This window comes from Spirosoma gilvum (assembly GCF_054776815.1).
Map to the genome: position 1 here is coordinate 139,382 of NZ_BAAHBH010000005.1, position 18,043 is coordinate 157,424.

The window sequence follows — 18,043 nt, forward strand, 5'->3', positions numbered from 1 at the left end:
ATCAAGTTTATGCATAATAAGATCACAATTGTTGCATCAACCGATCAAAAATAGCCATTTGATCCCTGCTAATGAAGAATTATCAGCTCCGACGCCTGTCGGATCAGCCTATTTTGCAAACGCACGATGTTAAGCCGAGCGTTGATGGTTTTGACGTTTTAGGCGCTTTTAATCCGGCGGCCTGCCTTTTCAACGGCGAAGTTATTCTTCTATTACGTGTGGCCGAAGCACCAAAAGCCGAGCCGGGTTCCATTCGTATCCCACTCATCGAAGTAGTCGATGGGGTGCCAACCTTGTCGGTCAAACACCTCCCCGAACCCAGCGAACCTTACGACCCTCGTTTGCTTTCGCTGGGCGGAAAAGTATATTTAACCTCCATGAGTCATTTGCGGCTGGCCCGTAGTCGGGATGGGATTCATTTTCAGATCGACGAGAAACCGTTTTTGTTCCCGGCCCGCCTGGATGAAGCCTACGGTATCGAAGATGCCCGGATTACCTTTCTGGAAAACAAATACTGGATCACTTACACGGCGGTATCCGAACATGGCCCCGGTGTGGGGTTGGCCGTCACCACCGATTTTGAGCATGTAGAACGTATCGGTATGATTTTACCGCCACCGAACAAGGACGTGGCCCTCTTTCCCAAGCGAATCAACGGAAAGTACATGCTGTTGCATCGGCCAATGGTGTCGGAAATTGGGAAACCGTCGATCTGGCTGGCCGAATCGGAGGATAGTATCCACTGGGGCAATCACCGATTCCTGTTTGGCGGCCGGGGGCATATAGACACCGATCCGCTGGGTTATTCGTTTAGCTGGGAAGGAGGCAAAATTGGTGCAGGCCCCGAACCCATACTAACTGACGAAGGCTGGCTGGTCTGTTACCACGGGGCTGATTCGACACACTCGTATTCGCTGGCGCTTGCCTTACTGGACAAAGATGACCCTGCACGGGTACTTGATCGCTCTCACCTCCCCTTACTGACCCCCGAACATCCGTGGGAGCGGGAAGGCTTCTTTCCGAATGTCGTCTTTTCAAATGGCTGGATTCAATGGCCCGATTCTGGTCGAATCTGGATGTATTACGGTGCTGCTGACTCAGGCGTTGGGCTGGCAGAACTGGTGCGTGTATGATCCGTTTCTCTATACGCTTATACACGAATCACTGGCGTGTATTGACAAAACGGCTGGATATTGTATCTTGTGGGTATGATCAATCCACTCCTTACTATTGCCCGTTTTGAGCTGCGTTATCAGATACGCCAGCCCACGTTTTACCTCTACGCCCTGTTGATCGTTGGCCAGGGGATCTGGTACACCAATCAGTTGACAAGTGCGTATGCCTATCTGGAAACCAGTCAGGTGGCTTACCTGATTTTGTCCTCACTGGGTGTTATGCTGGCGGTGATTGCGACCTTGCTGGCTGGGCAGTCGCTCACCAAAGACCTCGACTACCGAACAACGGCTTATCTGTATACCCTGCCCATTACACCGCGCATGCATTTTGCCGGACGTTTTCTGGGTACGTATACGACCGTACTGCTACTCGCTCTGTTTTATCCACTTGGCGTCCTGTTTTTTCTATCCGTCTACAACCTGAACACCCCGGCTGTTTGGTTGGCACTAGGCGATGGTTTTGTTCGGCTGTTAGTTCAAAATAGCCTGATAGCTGTGAGTTTACCCTTTGCCCTGAGTGTTTTCCTGCGTAGCATTCGGGGAGCCTACGGGAGCCTATTTCTCGTCGTTCTGTATTTTCTGCTCACCGAATCGGGGCAGAATCTTGTAGGCGAGTCCGATTTGGGCCATCTGCTGGATCCGTTTGGCGTAGGCATGGCGCGAGAATCGGTCGAAGCAATGGCTTTCGATGACCAGCCGTCGGGATTTTTCGTTTTTTCCGACCTGCTTCTTATTAACCGGATACTATGGCTGGGATTGGCATTAGGCTTAGTGGCTTATGCCGAGCAACGATTTTCATTCGACTATTTCACCACAAAACGACCTGATACTGTATCGAAGAAAACCCAGTCGGCTAGCCTAAGCCCGTTAAATAGCCAGCCAACCGTTGTCCAGTTACAGTTCGGCAACCGGTTCGCCTGGAAAACTACGGCCCGGCTGGCTAAACTCGAATGGCTGAATCTGGTTCGCCAGCCGGTCTTTTCCATCACACTGGGCCTGTTGGTATTGCTATCCATCCTGTTTGTGACCGTTTTGTCAGGCCAGCCGGATTTCCCCGAATTGCCCATTACCTCGCACATGACCGCCTTACGCCTGTCGATGGGTTTATTCATTGGTCTGTTTTTAATGGTCATGACCAGCGAGTTGATTTTCTTTGAACGTACCGTTGGATTCTGGTCAATTCATGACGCATTGCCACAACCCAACTTTGTTTTTCTGGTGGCCAAGTTGTTAGCCCTGGTTGGAATCGCAGCCTTATTAACCCTGGTTCTTTTCCTTGCAGGTATCGGCGTGCAGCTAGGTCATAACTTCCATGACATCGATTGGACAAGGTATGCCAGCGACTTGCTTATGGACGGGCTCCTTCGCTATTGTCAGTTAATTGCGCTAAGTGCTTTGGTTGCTGTCCTGGTGAATAACCGATTGCTAAGCCACCTCATTAACTTGGCTATCTTTGCCGCCTTATTCATTATCTATCTGATCTCCGAAAATGGGCAACCAGTCTACGCATACAGCTTTTTACCCGGCTCAACAGCCTATTCTGATCTGATTGGATATGGGCCCAACACAGCGCTTCGTCCAGTTATGCATATAGTCTGGTGGAGTCTTGCGGGCTTGTTCGTCACAACATATCTACTGATCTGGAACCGGGGTGTTTTGAGCCCAATGCCCGATCGCATCCGGCAATGGTCCGCTGGATTTCGGCCTTCTTATAAAGTTGCATTCGCTGCCCTGTGTTCGTTAGTATGTCTGTCAGTCTGGCAACTGAAACAACTATCGACATCGCTGGACGACGATCAACCGATCCGTTATACCACCCAGTCAACCACTTTTTCGTCTGTATCGGGCAAAAAAATTAGGGTTCAACTACGCCACCATCACCCCTATCAGGTTCAGTACATGCTGCAATCCGTCAGAACAGCACTGCAAGAGGGTGAACAGATTTTGGGTCCTTACCCGTATGCTGAATTAGTTATTTCGGAAACGCCTTTAAGCAAACCTGAAGTAACTTCGGCACCCGGCCAAATTCAGATTACCGAAAACCAGGGCTGGACAGCCGATTATCGACAGCCTGCGAAGCTCGATTATATCGATTACGTGGTTTCAAGGGAAGTGTTTAAGCAATGGTTAGTGCATAAACTAAGCCCAGTTCGTCAGTCGGGCAATGGTTTTATTACGCAAAGCCTGCCCGAATACCTGGCTCTTCAAACGGTCGCTAAACAGTACGGCTCCGAACGACTTCGGGATCGGCTGGCACAAAGGGCAACCTGGTACGCCAAATACCGGCAACGTAATCGAGGGGAAGTACCTTCATTGTTAACATCGGACAGGAAGGATGCCGTTGAACGAGGTCGGGCAGCCCTGGTCTTAACCAGCATTGAGCAAGTTTGGGGAGCAAAACCCCTCAGCCTGACTATCGGTCAGTTTTATCAGAATGCCATTCAGCACCCATCGTCTGCCACCCCCATTGCCTTTGTACAGGAAATCTCAAACCAGTTACCTGACAACTTAAAATACCTAAAAACGTATCTGAGTGAGCCCCTGGCTTTCGATTTTAAAGTAGGACGAGTAGCGAACTTACCCAATGGCCTGACTGTCGAAATTATTTCCAGAAAATGGCGGGAAGAACCCAATGGACAACGACAAATGCTCCCAATTAATGATTTTATACCGCTGGCCGTGCTGGATGAAACCGGTCATGAACTCTACCGTCAATTGGTACATCCCAATCCTGATGAGCGTTTTATATCGCTTCCTCCCCTACCGAATGCCCGTCAGGTTATTATCGACCCACTGGGCGCATGGCTGGAGCCGAACAAACGAGACAATGTTAAACTTTTATAACTGACTGCAAATAAGCCACTTGACTGAACTGCGAAGAAAACGATTGAAAAAAGTTTGAACAGCTTTTCCATAAAACAAACCCCGGTCAATAAGCTATCGACCGGGGTTTCATTTTTTTGAATTGCCAAGGTTAAGCAATCCAGTCTATACCTGACTATTTCTATCCTTAAGCAGCCATTCGCAAAAACGAATCCTGATCAGGGGCTGGCGCACTTAACATAGGTGCAATGATGGTGTTCATTCGCTCGCGCACAAAGCTTTCCTGCAAATAAGAAGGCAACTTGGCAACCAACTGTCGATAGGCCTGTACACCCAATGCTTTGGCAATATAGGCTTCGTGTACGGAGTTGACATGCGCGACGATATTGACCAGACTCTGGTGAAACAGCTTGACATCAATTTCCGAATCGACAAACCGTTCGATTTCCCGGTTGGTTGACGAAATCCGCAGTCGACTCAGCATATCGAAGTAGGTTGTATAGCCAATCTGTTTGGCCAGTTGCTTGTACTGTTCTACACTGAATTTCTGTAGAATCTCGCCCGTTTTAGGGCTACGCAGCGCCGTTTTTGGGTTGTTCTGAATCGCGTTCCGTAAGGCTTTCACCCGTTGGTCACGTGTGGTTTTCAGGAACTGCGCCAGTTCGGCCTGAACCGACCCTTCCCGCGAGGGCAGTAGCAAATCTGATTTGGTAGCTACATTAAACCGTTTGGCCATGGGCAACCGTTGAATTCGGTAGTTGTTGATAGGCCCAAGCGCATAATAGCCAATAGAAGCAGGGTAATAGCCACGCACGACCATGTTCCCAATCCGCTTCCGAATCAATTCTTCGTTGCTCACCTGTATACCCTGTACTGCCAGAAAAGCTCGTGCGCTAAACAACGCACTGTAATAAGCCTGGGGAAACGTCCAGTGCAGGGAGCTTTGCAGATACTGTTCGTCATTGACGACGGGCGTAATCCGAAGTGCATATTCAGCACTCCAGCTATTGAGTAATAATTTTTCCAAAGCTTTCCGACCTTCATCCGTCACACGCCCATAAAACTGCTGAAAAATGGGGAATTTGGCGAGATCGAACAGGTCGTTCTGGTGATGGATGTGGTAGTCCATCGAGAAAAAATGGTTCAGAAACACTTGCGCCGGAATAGATTTCCTCCAGCTATCGTCGAGCGGCAAATTGCCCGTTGAAGCGGGTGCAAGGGATGCCTGAGCGTTCGGGGAATGCATCGTTGCGTTGGTTTTCTGTGTCATACTTAACTAACGAAAAAAGGCATTTTCACGTTCATTTTTAAGCAATTATTTTCATTAGTTATACCATTGATAATCAGTAATTTAAATATCATTATTTACTTCTGAAAACGGCTCTAAAAACAGACTAACCGTAGCTTGCCCGATAGCTCATTTCTGGGGCATTTAATGTACTTTTGCGCCACGTTTCAACGTTGCCTTTAAACTATGACGTGTACACAAATTATAGTGATTGCCGGGTGTCTTTTCGGAAGTACTACAGTATCATCAATTGTCTGGGCTCAACCTACCCATCAGGTTGCTCCTACAGCCAACGGTACGGCTATCGTACAAGGCTATGTTCTGGACGGTCAGACCAAAGCGCCTATTGCCGGGGCCACAGTTATGGCTAAAAATCAGGCTGGAGCCATTCGGGATCAACAGATTACGAATTCGGAAGGAGCCTATCAACTGAAGCTTGACCCAAAGCAATCCTATATTTTCACAGCGAAAGCAGATGGCTATATCACGTTAGATGAACAGCTTTACTTTTCTTCGCCTACAGCGGTTAGCATGGACCGATCCAAAAACCCAACCCTACTATACCGCACAAGTTCGAATCCAGTTAGCAAAAGTTCTGTAGCCCCAGCTCATACAACAACATCAACCGTTACAGCTCCACCTGCAAAGACGCCCGTGACCACGCCCCCGGTATCGGAACAACCCGCGGTGAGTGCTAGCACCAATGTCAATCGTACGCGCGTAACACCGCCGAAAACCCTCGACGCAAAGGTTACCTATACTCCACCCCCAATCGTTGCCGCAGCGGGCAAAACAACACAACTGCAAACACTACAATTCGTACAAAGCAAAGCTGAACTTCTGCCCGAAGCCCAACCCACTCTGGATCAGCTACTGTCGTTTATGCAGGAGCACCCTACCGCCGAAATTGAATTAGCGGGCCATACAGACAACCAGGGCGATTTCGACGAAAATTTGCGACTATCCAAACAACGCGTCGATGTGGTGAAGGAGTATCTGGTGAAGAACGGCATTGCCGCCAACCGAATCTCTACGCGCGGCTATGGCCCCACGCGCCCCATTGCCAGCAACAATTCCGAAGTCACACGAAAGCTAAACCGCCGGGTTGAGATGACGGTGTTAAAAGAGTAGAGACGCATCCTTGCGTCTCTACTCTTTCCTTCCCAACCACAGCCCACCAATCACCAGTGCGGTGCCCGCCAGCGTGTAGAGCGTGATGGGTTCGTCCATGAGCATATAGGAGTAGGCGAATCCGAAAATCGGACAAAGGAACAGCCAGAGCGATGCGCGGATTGGATCTTGCCGGACCAGATAAAACCAGAGTTGCAACGCGGCTACCGATACCGGCAAAATGAGCCAGAATACCGACGCCCAAAACCGAGTGTCGTAATGTGACGTAGAAAAATCGGCGAACAGCAAAGTGAACGGTAATAATTGTAACCCACCCAGAAATACCTGCCAGCCATTGATGACTAAGTTTGGCAGTCGCCACTCAAAACGAGCATAATAGACCGTGGCTGCTGACACCGAAATCATACCCACCAGTAAAATCAGCAGGCCGTCGACCGTTGCATAGCTGTTTTGCAACAGTGGATAGGTCGCAATACCAACGCCAACCAGGCCAAGGAGCAGTCCTCCGATTTCGTTCCAGCCTGGTTTCCTACGTAGCCACAGCGCCGACAGCATGGCAATGAACAAAGGATTTGTTGCTGTAGACAAACTGCCGATCCCCGCCGATACCTGCTTCATGGCCAGTACAAACGCGCCCAGATAAATCGTCGTATTGAGTAGTGAGAAAATAATAAGCCGTTGCCACTCAACGCGATTGGGCCATGTATTTGGTTTACGCTGTACCCTATACGCAAACAGGAGCATCCCACCACCCGCAATCAGGAACCGAAGATTGGCCAGAATAAGTGGATGTGCCGACTGCACCCCAAACTTAGTCGCGACCGAAGCCGACGCCCAAAGTGCCGCAAAGAGAAGACCAGCTACTACACTACTTCCATTTTTAAAATGCATTACCCGTTTCTCTCAATTACCTCTCCAACGATATATAACTCGGCGTTTGAGCCCCCTAAAAAAGGCTCAACTCGCAATTAGGCCCTAAAAATCGGAAGCAGTCTGCACTTGGCCGACAATCTGTGCCCAAATCTTTTCAAACCATCTCGTTACTTATGCTCTGGTCATCCGTAATAAGGGCTAGCCAATGAACAGGTACCGTTTCACATCGGGCGTATCGGAGGCTGGATTAATCACTCAAACTCAATATCCTTATGGCTATCGTTAAAGTAATTGAAGTAATCGCTTCGTCGGAAAAAAGTATTGATGACGCCGTACACCATGCCGTGGCCGAAGTTTCGAAAACGATTCGGAACATTGATTCCGTGTATGTCAAAGACATTAAAGCGCACGTCAAAGACGGCAAAATCAGCACCTTTGGCGTAATTTGCCAGGTGTCCTTTCGTGTAGACGAAGCGTAAAAAAAACAGAGCCAGAGACGTTTTAGGTCGTCTCTGGCTCTGTTTTTTTCTAAAACCCAATCTTACCTTTTCGGCTGTTGGGTTTCTGGTCGGCGGCCCAATCGCGCATCTCGGCAAGTTCTTTTTCGAAACCACCGGACAGAATTGGGAAACGGCACCACGAACGAGGGTCTAGGTTGTGGTCGTCGAGGTGGAAGGAAGGCGCGTAACGCTCGCGTTTCCACTGGTTGCGGCTCCAGAGTTTGAAGAACCGCTCCACCCAAAGCAACAACCGATCTCGATCGTAAGCACCCGCATAGCGCACTTCGATCATCTTCAGGACCTCCACTGGCGGCTGCTTATCCCGGATGGCACATTCCTCAATCGAGTTCAGCACATCGTAGGGCATCAGGTCGTCTTCGTCGGTTTGCTTTTTGTCCAGTGGTCGCAGCTCAGCCGTGGGTTGCAGATTATTGACCACGCTCAACCCTTTGACTTTAATCAACTGATCGGAGTTGGCAGCATCCACAACAGCGCCCGTTCGGTCGGCGGGTGTCCACTCATTTTTCACGTTCAGCCCAACGGTTTCGAGCCAGCGCAGCCAGCCTCGTAGAAAATGCTTGTCGATACCCGTGATCGGCGAAATACTTCCAGCTGTATCACCATCCATCGTCGCATAGCCAACGGCCGCTTCCGAGCGGTTGGATGTACTGAGCAAAAGGGCATTGTTCAGATTGGCCAGCATCCAGATACTTGGAGCCCGCACCCGCGCCTGAATATTTTGTAACGCCAGATCGTCGGTATTCCAGGAAAGTTTCCGGCCCAGTTGCTCTTCAATCAGCCCACGGTACGTTTCGACCAGCCCGTTGATGTTGATGTTCATGAACGTAGCGCCAATGTCGTCGGCCAATGTTTTTGCCGAATTGAACGTATCGTCGGAGGAATTTTCGGTACCCTGATACATCACTGTCAGGAGCTTACCAACCATCTCTTCCGGCGTTTTACAGTCCTGAACGGCTTTGATATAGCTCAGCTTTTTCTTCACGCCTTCGAGACCGATGTTTTCGACTGCCATCCGAATCATCAGGAAGACCAGAGCCGCAATAGCCGACGAATCGGCTCCTCCGCTCAATGAGAGTACATAGCCCTGCGAACGGCTTTTGCGCAGGTAATCGAACAGGCCGAGGGCTACCGCACGGGCAAACTCTTCCTCTTTCAGATAGCCACCCCGCTCCCAGGCTTCGAGTTCAGCTTTCTGGATAACCGGGGCAATTTCGGGCCAGTCGAAGGTATTGGTTACGCGCAGATTTGGGTACGACAGCGCCAGATTAGCCCGGTTCTGGGTCTGGTTCAGGCGGGTCAGTTCGACATCGATAACAGCCGGAACAATCAGAAAATCTTCGTAGCTCAGTCGTGGACCGGATACCAGCAGCTCGCCGTTCGACGCCACCATGGCATCACCATCGTAGATCACCCGACCGGCTTCGTTGCCCAGCATGTTGCTGTACACATAGCTTACCCCAAACGACCGCGACGCATCGACTACGAACCGTTCGCGCACCTGCGATTTCAGAAACGCAAAATGGCTGGCCGTTGGGTTCAGGATAATATCGACACCCCGCTCATACAGCAGTCGCCCCGGCCGACTGGCAACCCAGGCATCTTCGCAAATCTCGAACCCGATCCGAACCGGTCCGGCCGACCCTCCCGACAATTCAAAAACAATATCACCAAACGGGTAGCTAAAATCCCCGATTTTTATCTCGTCCCGGACAAACGGAGGCCAGGGCTGAAACCACCGCGTTTCGTAGTGAACTCCGTTATTGGCCATAAACTGCTTAGCCGTAAAACCCAGAATCCGCTTGTTGGCAATCAGGCAGGCCACATCGAAGGTTCGGTTATTGTGGCGCAACGGCAACCCTACAGCCACAGCAATACCACTGGTATGCTCGACAATATCCAGTAGAGAAGCAACCGACTGATCGATAGTATTCTGGGCAAAAAAAGCATCTTCACAGCCATAGCCCGAAATACATAACTCCGTCAGACACAGCAGGCTAACCTTCTGACGTTGTGCTTCTTCAATGGCGTTGATAATATTTTGTTTGTTGTGTTCCCAGGCAAGCGGGATTTGATTCAGGACGCCGGCGGCAATTTTCAGTAGTTTCATTGTATCGAGTGAAATACAACCGCCGAAGCGGGCTAAATGAGCCATTTCCTCAACTAATAATTATCATCTCATCACTATGACAATTATCATTCGATAACTCAAGGTTACATATTACTATTTACTATCTTTACAACAAAGATGACACAAAATAGATTGCTATCAGAACTGTACGGCAGGAATGACAGCAATATCATGTTTTTGCCTACTAACGGTGCTCCATTGCTTTTAAACGCGAGCATTTCTACCGCTTAAGCCTGGCCAGGCGACTCAACATCACATCTGTTTCCGATATACGTTTAGGAGACCTTCAACTGGCTCTACCTGTATAGTCTCGCATAATAGGCATTTAGTAACATTTCCGTTGGGTAATGTATAGATCTTATTTATACAGAGTCGTGCAGGATTTGTCTCGTATCCTTTCTTCTCCCACTTCACTTTACTGCTTATTAGTATGAAAAATTCATACTTCTTCAAACTGCTTGTATTCAGCTGTATTTTAAGTCTAAGCGGAATCCCCTGGGGATGTACCGAAATTAATCGTATTGTAGCCGACCACCCCTGCGATGAACTAAAAAAGAAAGCAGAGGATGCTCAGAACGCCTACAACGCTGCATTGAAAAATGTACAGAAAGCTGATAGCCTTGTGCAGGTTGAAAAAAACAAATATCAGGCGGCCATCGATTCGCTCCTGAAAGCCACCTCCATCAGTTATTACCTTCCACCCACAGTTTCTAAAATAGAGAATATAGGCACCTGGGCAGCAAATGCCCTCAGTGGGATTGATGCGATCAAGAATGCTCAGGATGCCTTAGCCTCTCAAAAAGAGTTGGCTGATAAACTGGAAGAGGCTGCTTATAACGCCCAAAAAGCTTACGAAGCCTGTATGGGCATCGCCCAACCTAAATGTGAAACAGAGCGTAGAGCAGCAATTATTGCAGGCAGAAGTTATTTGAAAGCCCTACAAGCCTATGCTGACCAAAAAGCGAAACTGGATAACTATAAAACCCTTAAAAGAGGCCTCGAAGCGGTTGCCCTTATTTTATCAGGGGCAGCTTTAGGAAGTGCAATTCTTGGATGCCCCCCATGCGGCATAGCTGTTGGTGCTTTAGCATTATCAGTAGGGGCGTCAATCTTTATTTTAGCCGACAAAATAGAGGACGCTCAGACCGCACTGACACCTCTTGAGAAAGCCAGGGATAAAGCCCAGGAAACTAAAGATGCGGCTGACAAAGCGCTTAATGACTGTTTAGCGAAGCCCTAAACTGTAGATTGGCAGAGGGCTAGTCAAACGGCAGCTCGGCTGAGATCCGGATTTTATTGGGACAATCTCAGCCGAGTCGCTATTCAGCGGGCCGCCCCCAATTTCCATCGTCTATTCAATTCATATAACTGCTTACTATCATGAAGAAACCCTATTTACTTAAAATGCTTGTAGTTAGCTGCATTGTAGGGCTAAGCACTTTCCTATGGAGGTGTACCGAAATAAATCGAATCGTCAATGACCACAACTGCCTGGGTATTCCCTCCTGCACAAACACCAATAACTGGCAACGGGTCAGTATCAGTAGTACAGGTATATGCTCATCGTCACTGACTCTGCCAACTTCGTTTCCGGGTAGTACCCCTACTACGGCTGGTTCAGATGGACAATGCACACTTCAGGGATATACGGTATATAGTGGCGGACCCAATAATATTGTCGTAACCGCCACATCGCCCTTGCCGCAGTCCTGTACCGTTACAGCTTCTTACAGTTGTACTCAGTAGTTTTCTCGGATCATACTGGGATCAAAACTACACCTCCAAACACTATCCCGTCGGCCGCCATGACAAGGATAATTCAGGAATTGACACTCTTTCTAACGTTCCTATTGACTATGGTGACTCATCGTAGTCAAAGTCAAACACCACCAAAGCCCTGCTTTGCTCATTTACAGTTTGAAACGGGAGGCTGGGTTTCGGCGGGGCAGCACATGCCTTTTTGGTTACGGGCCAATCAGTATAGCCTCGTTCCTCTTAGTACTCCCGTAGGCGGTTTTCGGCTGTATGCCTCTAAAGACTACTCCCCTCCGGATTCCGTAAGGCCTAAACGACTACGTTGGGGATTCATGTTCAATCCGGTCGCTAATGTGGGCAGCACCCATCCGTTTTTATTGCCTGAAGCCCATCTGAAATTAGCTATCGGCTCAATAGAGCTTTACGCTGGGCGTCGACGAGACGTGATTGGTCTGGGCGATTCGCTACTCTCATCGGGTTTTATTATTGGTTCCGGAAACGCCTTGCCAATACCTAAAATACAGATTGCTACCCGGGGGTATGTGCCGCTCAAATTCTTAAAAAATTTTGTATCGATTAACGCAGGCTATGCACATGGCTGGTTCACAGATGCCTACATACAAGGTTCGTATCTGCATCAAAAGTATCTGTACTGGCGATTTGGGAAGCCTACAGCATCTCTCAAAGTTCATATTGGCATGAATCACCAGGTACAATGGGGAGGACAAGCCGACTATTTACTAAACTCACCGTATGCCGAACAGGGCAGGCTACCTTCGTCATTTAAATACTATGGAAACGTTGTCATGGCCTCTCGGCCTACAGACTATGAAAACCAGGACTATACAAGCTTCGATGGCTCATACCGCATTGGCAATCATGTGGGCGGTCATGATTTTGGTGTTGAACTTACCACCTATCATGCATCAATACTTATATACTATCAACATCCGTTTGAGGATGTTTCAGGGTTGCTTTTTCAGAACTTACCTGATGGATTATTTGGTTTTCGCTGGAAACGCCCATCGCCTGCCCACCTGACAGGCTTACAAGTCAATCATGTTGTTGCCGAATTTTTAACAACACTCTACCAAAGTGGAGCTACCTTCTGGAGAATAAATTCTTCTTATCAAGGGAAAGACAATTACTTTAATCATTCACAATATCAACAAGGGTGGTCGTATCAGGGGCGCTCCATCGGAACTCCCTTCATTGCCACTGCCCTGGAGCTTAAGTCCGACATTAGCCAGGCAGCGCCCACTTTCTTTGCTGACAATAGGGTTCAGGTATATTATATTGGTATGTCCGGTCAATTTAGTAAATGTACAAAATGGACAACCCGTCTTGCCTATAGTCGACACTATGGCACTTACGATTTCCCATTCATTACTCCACTAAATCAGACATCTTTTCTAGCAACAGCCCTAATGCCAGTGTCAAAAGGGAATAGGGCCTTCCTTTATACGTCAATTGCCTTCGACACTGGACAGGTTTACGCTCAAACAGTTGGGCTATCGCTCTGTTTTCTATATAAGTTTATTTGACTGTTGTTCAGCAGTCAACAACCTCATTCTCTTTCTATTACACTTACCTGTTCCCGAAGTACCGTTTCAGCCTGAAAGCGGCCTCTGAAATAGAGGTAGGAGCCAATGACCAGCACAATGTAGAGCGCTGCCATGATATAGGCGCCGTAGATGAAAAATTCGCGGTAGCTGATCGAAGCGTGGCCGAAATTCTTGTAGAGCAACACGCCAACGCTGCCCAGGTAACCGTACCAGTCGGCGAGGGTAACAATAAACCCGACTGTACTGACGTAGCGAAAGGAGGCAATCAACCGCTCAAAATACAGACCATTGCAGGGAACATAGGCCATATAAAGTCCCAGGCCCGTCAGCAGAAACCAGTTTCCGGGCGATAGCGTCCCCGTTGAATAGGCATACGTACTTAATCCTACCAAAGCACCACCTGCCAGCATCAGGCCATTCAGCAAGGTAAAGGCACGAAAGTTATTTGTCACGCGCTGGAGCATAGCCATAATAATCAGCACCCCAACGGCAACCAGCGTTTCAGTTTTGGCGAAAATACCAGGATTGTCAACACCCGCATCCTTCAAAATCTCAGGACCAAAGTTGTCCCGAAAATCCCGGAACGCCGATAGGAGTACATACGACAGAATCAGCAGAATCAGACCAGGGCGAAAGTTGGCGACAAAAGCGCGTCGTTCGTCGGCATCCATCGGCTTACGAAGCGTACGCGATGCTCGGTCTTCGTCGGTGGGTGGTGGTAGTAAGGTCAGGGCGTAAATGGAGATCAGCATCGGTATGACAAACAAACTGCCCGTCACAAAAGGTAGCCAGAACTCCGAAACTCCCCACGCACTTTTGATGGTCAAGGCCACCGTTTTTACAAAGCCCGACGCAAAAATGAACGAGGCTGTCAAACCGGCCACCAAGGCATCGGTCTGCCGGCGACCTTCCAGAAAACCCAGCATGGTGCCATACACCAGCCCGAGCGGCAGGCCATTCAGAAACAGGAAGACAATATTCCAGGGAGCAGGCACCAGCGCAAACCCTAACAGGGCCAGCAAGGCTACTCCTACAAACAGCAGGATATTGCCCGCCCGGCGACTGGGCGACATTTCCGACACCACTTTAACCCCGATACCTTTCGACACGGCATAGCCGAATACCTGCGCCGTGACGAGCCAGATTTTATAGCTCACCCCGGCAAACATCATTCCCTCGAACGTAACCGCCGTGATGCCCCTTCGAAAAGCGTACATGCAGGCATACGTACAAAACGCGACAGTAGCGCCATATAGCACGAACGCCGTAGGGTTACGAAGGAAAGCCGGTGATTTCACAAAGGAGACGTTTATGTTGATGATTGAGGTATAATACCATGTGGCCTACTCAGCACCACAATGACGCAATATAAGACAAAAACGCACTTACGCACCAGGTTATAGCCTACCTGCTTCTACTGTAATATCCCTTTCCCGATCAATAATCGCCGTTTTGCTGGCGGTAGTGTTCTGCACGTTGATCGGCGCGGTCGTCCATTTCGGGGCCTTTCTGAATTTTGCGCCAGTCGAACGATTTTTTATAGGGTTTCATCGCAGCCTGCGGATCGAATACCCGCCCATCGGGTAATACGGCATCGTAAGGACGGAAGTCGGGTTTGTCGGTAAAAAAGTCCTGCAACAGTGATGCCGTCTGGTCATATTGATTTACATACGAAACGCCCAGGATGTTGTAGATCACCTTCAGAATCGAGCCGAAATTGGCATGAGTGTGTGACACGTAGCCACGTTTCACATACGGTCCCGCCATCATCAGGATCGACCGATGGGCATCAATATGGTCTACACCACCCTGCGGGTCATCTTCGGTAATGATGACGAGCATGTTTTTCCAATACTTCGTACGCGACAGAAAATGCAATACCCGTCCCACAGCCAGATCGTTATCGGCCATGTATGAATGCAGGTAGGGATAGCCAAAGTCAGGTCGGGGGCCAGCGCCATGATCGTTCGGTATCTGCATGGTTACGAGTTGGGACATGGTTTGCTTACTCTTTCCTAACCATTTAGCGGTAAACTCCCGCTCGAACTGCTCCATCCGGTACTGGTCGGGCACGTTGGTGTTGTACCCGGCATAATCGCGGGAGGTATGTGGATACACGGCTTTAGGCATGGGAAACACCACCGACTGAGCAGCGCCAAACTGAGTGGTTGTCCATTCTTCTACCGATCCGGCATATTCGTTGGCTTCGCCGAAATTGTAGAACGGGATTTTGTTGCGTTCGAGCGCTTCCCAGAGCCCACCGATTTCGTTGTAGTCTTCGGGGTCAATAGCGCCGGATGTTTTGGGAAATCGACGACCCGGTGCTTTGGAATCGGCATCGAACCGCCCCTTGGACGCGGCATTGGCCTCCACCCACTCATTCGGGATGGTGCCCATCATCCAGTGGTGACCATGAATACTCGCATCCGAATCACAGTAGAAATTATCCGAGAACGCAAACTGCCGCGCTACCCCCAGGTGATTGGGCATCACATCGGCGGCCGTAATGCGAACGCTATCCAGGGCGGTATCGGTGGTCCGGCCACTGTTGCCGCGACTGGTCGACACGCGGGTTTTGATGGTCACGCCCTGACCGAACCGGGCGAGGGTCGAATCGCCGTTGCCGGTTCGTAGTTGGCCGAGTACCTCGTCGTACGTTCGGTTTTCTTTCGTGATGTAGACAATGTATTTGATGGGCGACTTACTGGCTGGTGTCTGGCGAATTTTCGGCAAAGCCGGTAACGGATTACGGCCATCGTCGGTAACCGTAACGGCCTGATACGTATTTTCCAAAACCTGCTTTGTGTAGGTCGCTAACTGTATTTTCACCGGTACGGGAATGGCCTGGAACGTGCCTAGCTGAATATCGCCAATGTAGGTTCCCTGTGGCGGTTTCACAAAGCTGGCTCCGCCGTTTGGCCCGGCCCCATAACCCCGTGCCGAAATCGCATACAGCGTTTTTTCATCGGGCGATAAAGCTACCCGCGTAGGTCCCCAGCCAGTTGGGATTAAGCCGCGAACGGTACGGGTTGGCACATCGACAACGGCGACAGCATTGAAGGCCAGCAGAGCCACATACAGCGTCTTTTCATCCTTGGTCAGCGCCATTCCAAACGGCATCAACCCCCGGAACCGATCCAGTTTCGGGTCAATTTTCAGGGCAATGGTTCCGGCCAATTTGGGAGCTAACCGCCCGCCCGGCTTATAGTCGATTATGGAAATATTGTCGTTGGTGGCATTGGAAACGTAGGCGTACCGATTTCCAACCACGACAGAGTTTGGTGAGGCACCTCCTACCACTTCGGCTTCCTCGATCATTTCGCCAATCTGAACGCCGGTCTTAATTTTACGCACGACCTTATTAGTCCGCAAATTGACCGTCCAGACACTCATGGCTTCATCGGCCAGAGGGCTTCCCAAACCGGGAATCCGGCGACCTTCTGCTTCAACACCCTCTTCCGACTCTTTGGTATGGGCGGCATAAGGTGGAAACTTCAGCGCCATTGTTTCCTCATTTTCTTTGGTTACGCCGGGGACTTTGGGGTAGGCATACAGCCCAACGTTAGCCACGAATGCCAACTGACGATCCGGGCTGATGGCGAGACCAAACGGTTGCCGTCCGGTGGGTATTGAAGCCGTGATTCGTTTGGTGGCCAGGTCGATCCGTACCAGTCGAAAATTGGCGCGATCAAGTGCTAACAGTTCATGTCCATTCAGGAGCAAGTCCGAGGTAAAGCTGTCGGTGTAGCCATTTCCATCGAGACTGATGCTGTCGATGGTGCGGAGCTGGTCGGTGTCGAAGATCAACACCCGACCTTTGTCGCCGTTGCTGAGGTAGGCCGTCTTGTTGTCGGCAGCAAAAGCGACACCCAGAAACGAGCCAGCTTTTAAGGCTTCAGGAATTTTACCGGCGTAATCAGGAATACGGATCGCCGTGACGGACTCAGGTTGTGTTATGCCTGTCCCGTTGAGGTGTAGCACCGTCAATACGCCATCGTGTAAAGACACAGCTCGTTGGCCATTGGGGGAAATCGTCAAGCCAAATGGGTCGTTGGTGATGCGAATCGTACGGCCCGCCGGGGTTACATATCGTCCACTGGGCAGTACCGACTTGCCAGCCGTATCGATTTTACAAAACTCCGACCGGCCCGGTACCTGCAAGGTAGTATAGACACGTTGGGCGAACGTATGCAGTGAAACAAAAAGCAGGATAGGAAGGTAACTGTATCGCATACTTAGTTGGTGGCCCCCTCCACCCGTTTTGCCATTGCCAGATAATACGCCATGTCGGGGGTAGGTAAACCGGGGATTTTGGCCTGTTCATCCCAGCCGCGTACCTGTAGAATTTCCCGAAAATAGGGATTGGTTTCAAAGGCCAGCGCTTCACCCACCGTCATTGGTCCCCCCTGAAACTCCAGCGTTTTCAGACTAGCCTCCGAAAGCCGGTCGAAATAGGCCGCATTTTTATAGACCAGATACCGCTTGGCATTCACGTGGTGTTCGATCAGTTGCGCTACTTTCTCCGAAAAACCAAGTTCCCGCAGATAGTCGGCACCGAGCCGCTCATGATCCACTGTACCGTAGCCATCCATGTAGCCATTGGCTAGGTCGGGCGGCAGCAGATGGCCAATATCGTGCAGAAAAGCGGCTACAATTGTTTCTTCATCGGCCCCTGCCTTTTCGGCCAGATGGGCACATTGCAGGGCATGTTCAATCTGGGTGACAGGCTCTCCGAAATAAGCGTCCTGCCCGCCCTGGGCAAAGAGATCAGCAATCACTTTCAT

At 49.8% G+C, this 18,043-nt stretch carries 13 protein-coding genes; 7 read left to right on the top strand and 6 right to left on the bottom strand.

All coding sequences use genetic code 11. From position 1 onward, the window contains the following. Positions 1-71 precede the first annotated feature (71 nt). Both ACYVFD_RS14720 and ACYVFD_RS14725 read left to right on the top strand, forming a co-directional pair. The gene (locus tag ACYVFD_RS14720; RefSeq protein ID WP_461090937.1) at positions 72-1,133 is read left to right on the top strand and encodes a glycoside hydrolase family 130 protein; all 1,062 of its coding nucleotides are present in this window, start codon (positions 72-74) and stop codon (positions 1,131-1,133) included. A gap of 75 nt (positions 1,134-1,208) precedes the next feature. Next, positions 1,209-4,019, top strand: a complete 2,811-nt coding sequence (locus tag ACYVFD_RS14725) for a hypothetical protein (protein ID WP_461090938.1) — start codon at positions 1,209-1,211, stop codon at positions 4,017-4,019. Positions 4,020-4,185: 166 nt separating this feature from the next. Here ACYVFD_RS14725 and ACYVFD_RS14730 read toward each other — a convergent pair whose 3' ends face one another. Beyond that, positions 4,186-5,268: a hypothetical protein gene (locus ACYVFD_RS14730; RefSeq protein ID WP_461090939.1), complete on the bottom strand. Its 1,083-nt coding sequence runs from the start codon at positions 5,266-5,268 to the stop codon at positions 4,186-4,188. A gap of 204 nt (positions 5,269-5,472) precedes the next feature. On the opposite strand from ACYVFD_RS14730, the gene ACYVFD_RS14735 reads away from it, so the two are divergent. Beyond that, positions 5,473-6,417: an OmpA family protein gene (locus tag ACYVFD_RS14735; RefSeq protein WP_461090940.1), complete on the top strand. Its 945-nt coding sequence runs from the start codon at positions 5,473-5,475 to the stop codon at positions 6,415-6,417. An 18-nt stretch (positions 6,418-6,435) separates the two neighbouring features. On the opposite strand, the gene ACYVFD_RS14740 is transcribed toward ACYVFD_RS14735, so the two are convergent. Further along, complete coding sequence (locus ACYVFD_RS14740; RefSeq protein ID WP_461090941.1) at positions 6,436-7,308, bottom strand: DMT family transporter; 873 nt, start codon at positions 7,306-7,308, stop codon at positions 6,436-6,438. 254 nt (positions 7,309-7,562) lie between these two features. Here ACYVFD_RS14740 and ACYVFD_RS14745 point away from each other — a divergent pair, with 254 nt between their 5' ends. Further along, positions 7,563-7,769 carry a dodecin family protein gene (locus ACYVFD_RS14745; RefSeq protein ID WP_461090942.1) on the top strand — a complete coding sequence of 69 codons (207 nt, stop codon included), beginning with the start codon at positions 7,563-7,565 and terminating at the stop codon, positions 7,767-7,769. A gap of 49 nt (positions 7,770-7,818) precedes the next feature. On the opposite strand, the gene nadE is transcribed toward ACYVFD_RS14745, so the two are convergent. Next, entirely contained in the window at positions 7,819-9,918 is a 2,100-nt protein-coding gene (nadE, locus tag ACYVFD_RS14750; protein ID WP_461090943.1) for an NAD(+) synthase, read from the bottom strand. A 451-nt stretch (positions 9,919-10,369) separates the two neighbouring features. On the opposite strand from nadE, the gene ACYVFD_RS14755 reads away from it, so the two are divergent. From ACYVFD_RS14755 to ACYVFD_RS14765, 3 genes are all read left to right on the top strand, one after another. Continuing rightward, positions 10,370-11,179 carry a hypothetical protein gene (locus ACYVFD_RS14755; protein ID WP_461090945.1) on the top strand — a complete coding sequence of 270 codons (810 nt, stop codon included), beginning with the start codon at positions 10,370-10,372 and terminating at the stop codon, positions 11,177-11,179. Between the two features lie 140 nt (positions 11,180-11,319). Next, a complete protein-coding gene (locus tag ACYVFD_RS14760) occupies positions 11,320-11,685 on the top strand; it encodes a hypothetical protein (protein ID WP_461090946.1) in 366 nt (121 codons plus the stop codon). Between the two features lie 110 nt (positions 11,686-11,795). Beyond that, positions 11,796-13,238: a capsule assembly Wzi family protein gene (locus ACYVFD_RS14765; RefSeq protein ID WP_461090947.1), complete on the top strand. Its 1,443-nt coding sequence runs from the start codon at positions 11,796-11,798 to the stop codon at positions 13,236-13,238. Positions 13,239-13,261: 23 nt separating this feature from the next. Here the strand turns inward: ACYVFD_RS14765 and ACYVFD_RS14770 are convergent, their stop codons facing one another. The 3 genes from ACYVFD_RS14770 to ACYVFD_RS14780 form a co-directional block, all read right to left on the bottom strand. Continuing rightward, positions 13,262-14,557, bottom strand: a complete 1,296-nt coding sequence (locus tag ACYVFD_RS14770; protein ID WP_461090948.1) for a DUF5690 family protein — start codon at positions 14,555-14,557, stop codon at positions 13,262-13,264. A gap of 139 nt (positions 14,558-14,696) precedes the next feature. After that, positions 14,697-17,492, bottom strand: coding sequence for a bifunctional YncE family protein/alkaline phosphatase family protein (locus ACYVFD_RS14775; RefSeq protein WP_461090949.1), 2,796 nt, complete (start codon positions 17,490-17,492; stop codon positions 14,697-14,699). A 2-nt stretch (positions 17,493-17,494) separates the two neighbouring features. Continuing rightward, a complete protein-coding gene (locus ACYVFD_RS14780) occupies positions 17,495-18,043 on the bottom strand; it encodes an HD domain-containing protein (protein ID WP_461090950.1) in 549 nt (182 codons plus the stop codon).

Coding starts and splice junctions, on each gene's coding strand:
- ACYVFD_RS14720 (WP_461090937.1), top strand. CDS start 72: ATGAAGAATTATCAGCTCCGACGCCTGTCGGATCAGCCTATTTTGCAA.
- ACYVFD_RS14735 (WP_461090940.1), top strand. CDS start 5,473: ATGACGTGTACACAAATTATAGTGATTGCCGGGTGTCTTTTCGGAAGT.
- ACYVFD_RS14755 (WP_461090945.1), top strand. CDS start 10,370: ATGAAAAATTCATACTTCTTCAAACTGCTTGTATTCAGCTGTATTTTA.
- ACYVFD_RS14780 (WP_461090950.1), bottom strand. CDS start 18,043: ATGAAAGTGATTGCTGATCTCTTTGCCCAGGGCGGGCAGGACGCTTAT.
- ACYVFD_RS14760 (WP_461090946.1), top strand. CDS start 11,320: ATGAAGAAACCCTATTTACTTAAAATGCTTGTAGTTAGCTGCATTGTA.
- ACYVFD_RS14765 (WP_461090947.1), top strand. CDS start 11,796: ATGGTGACTCATCGTAGTCAAAGTCAAACACCACCAAAGCCCTGCTTT.
- ACYVFD_RS14730 (WP_461090939.1), bottom strand. CDS start 5,268: ATGACACAGAAAACCAACGCAACGATGCATTCCCCGAACGCTCAGGCA.
- ACYVFD_RS14740 (WP_461090941.1), bottom strand. CDS start 7,308: ATGCATTTTAAAAATGGAAGTAGTGTAGTAGCTGGTCTTCTCTTTGCG.
- nadE (WP_461090943.1), bottom strand. CDS start 9,918: ATGAAACTACTGAAAATTGCCGCCGGCGTCCTGAATCAAATCCCGCTT.
- ACYVFD_RS14725 (WP_461090938.1), top strand. CDS start 1,209: ATGATCAATCCACTCCTTACTATTGCCCGTTTTGAGCTGCGTTATCAG.
- ACYVFD_RS14745 (WP_461090942.1), top strand. CDS start 7,563: ATGGCTATCGTTAAAGTAATTGAAGTAATCGCTTCGTCGGAAAAAAGT.
- ACYVFD_RS14775 (WP_461090949.1), bottom strand. CDS start 17,492: ATGCGATACAGTTACCTTCCTATCCTGCTTTTTGTTTCACTGCATACG.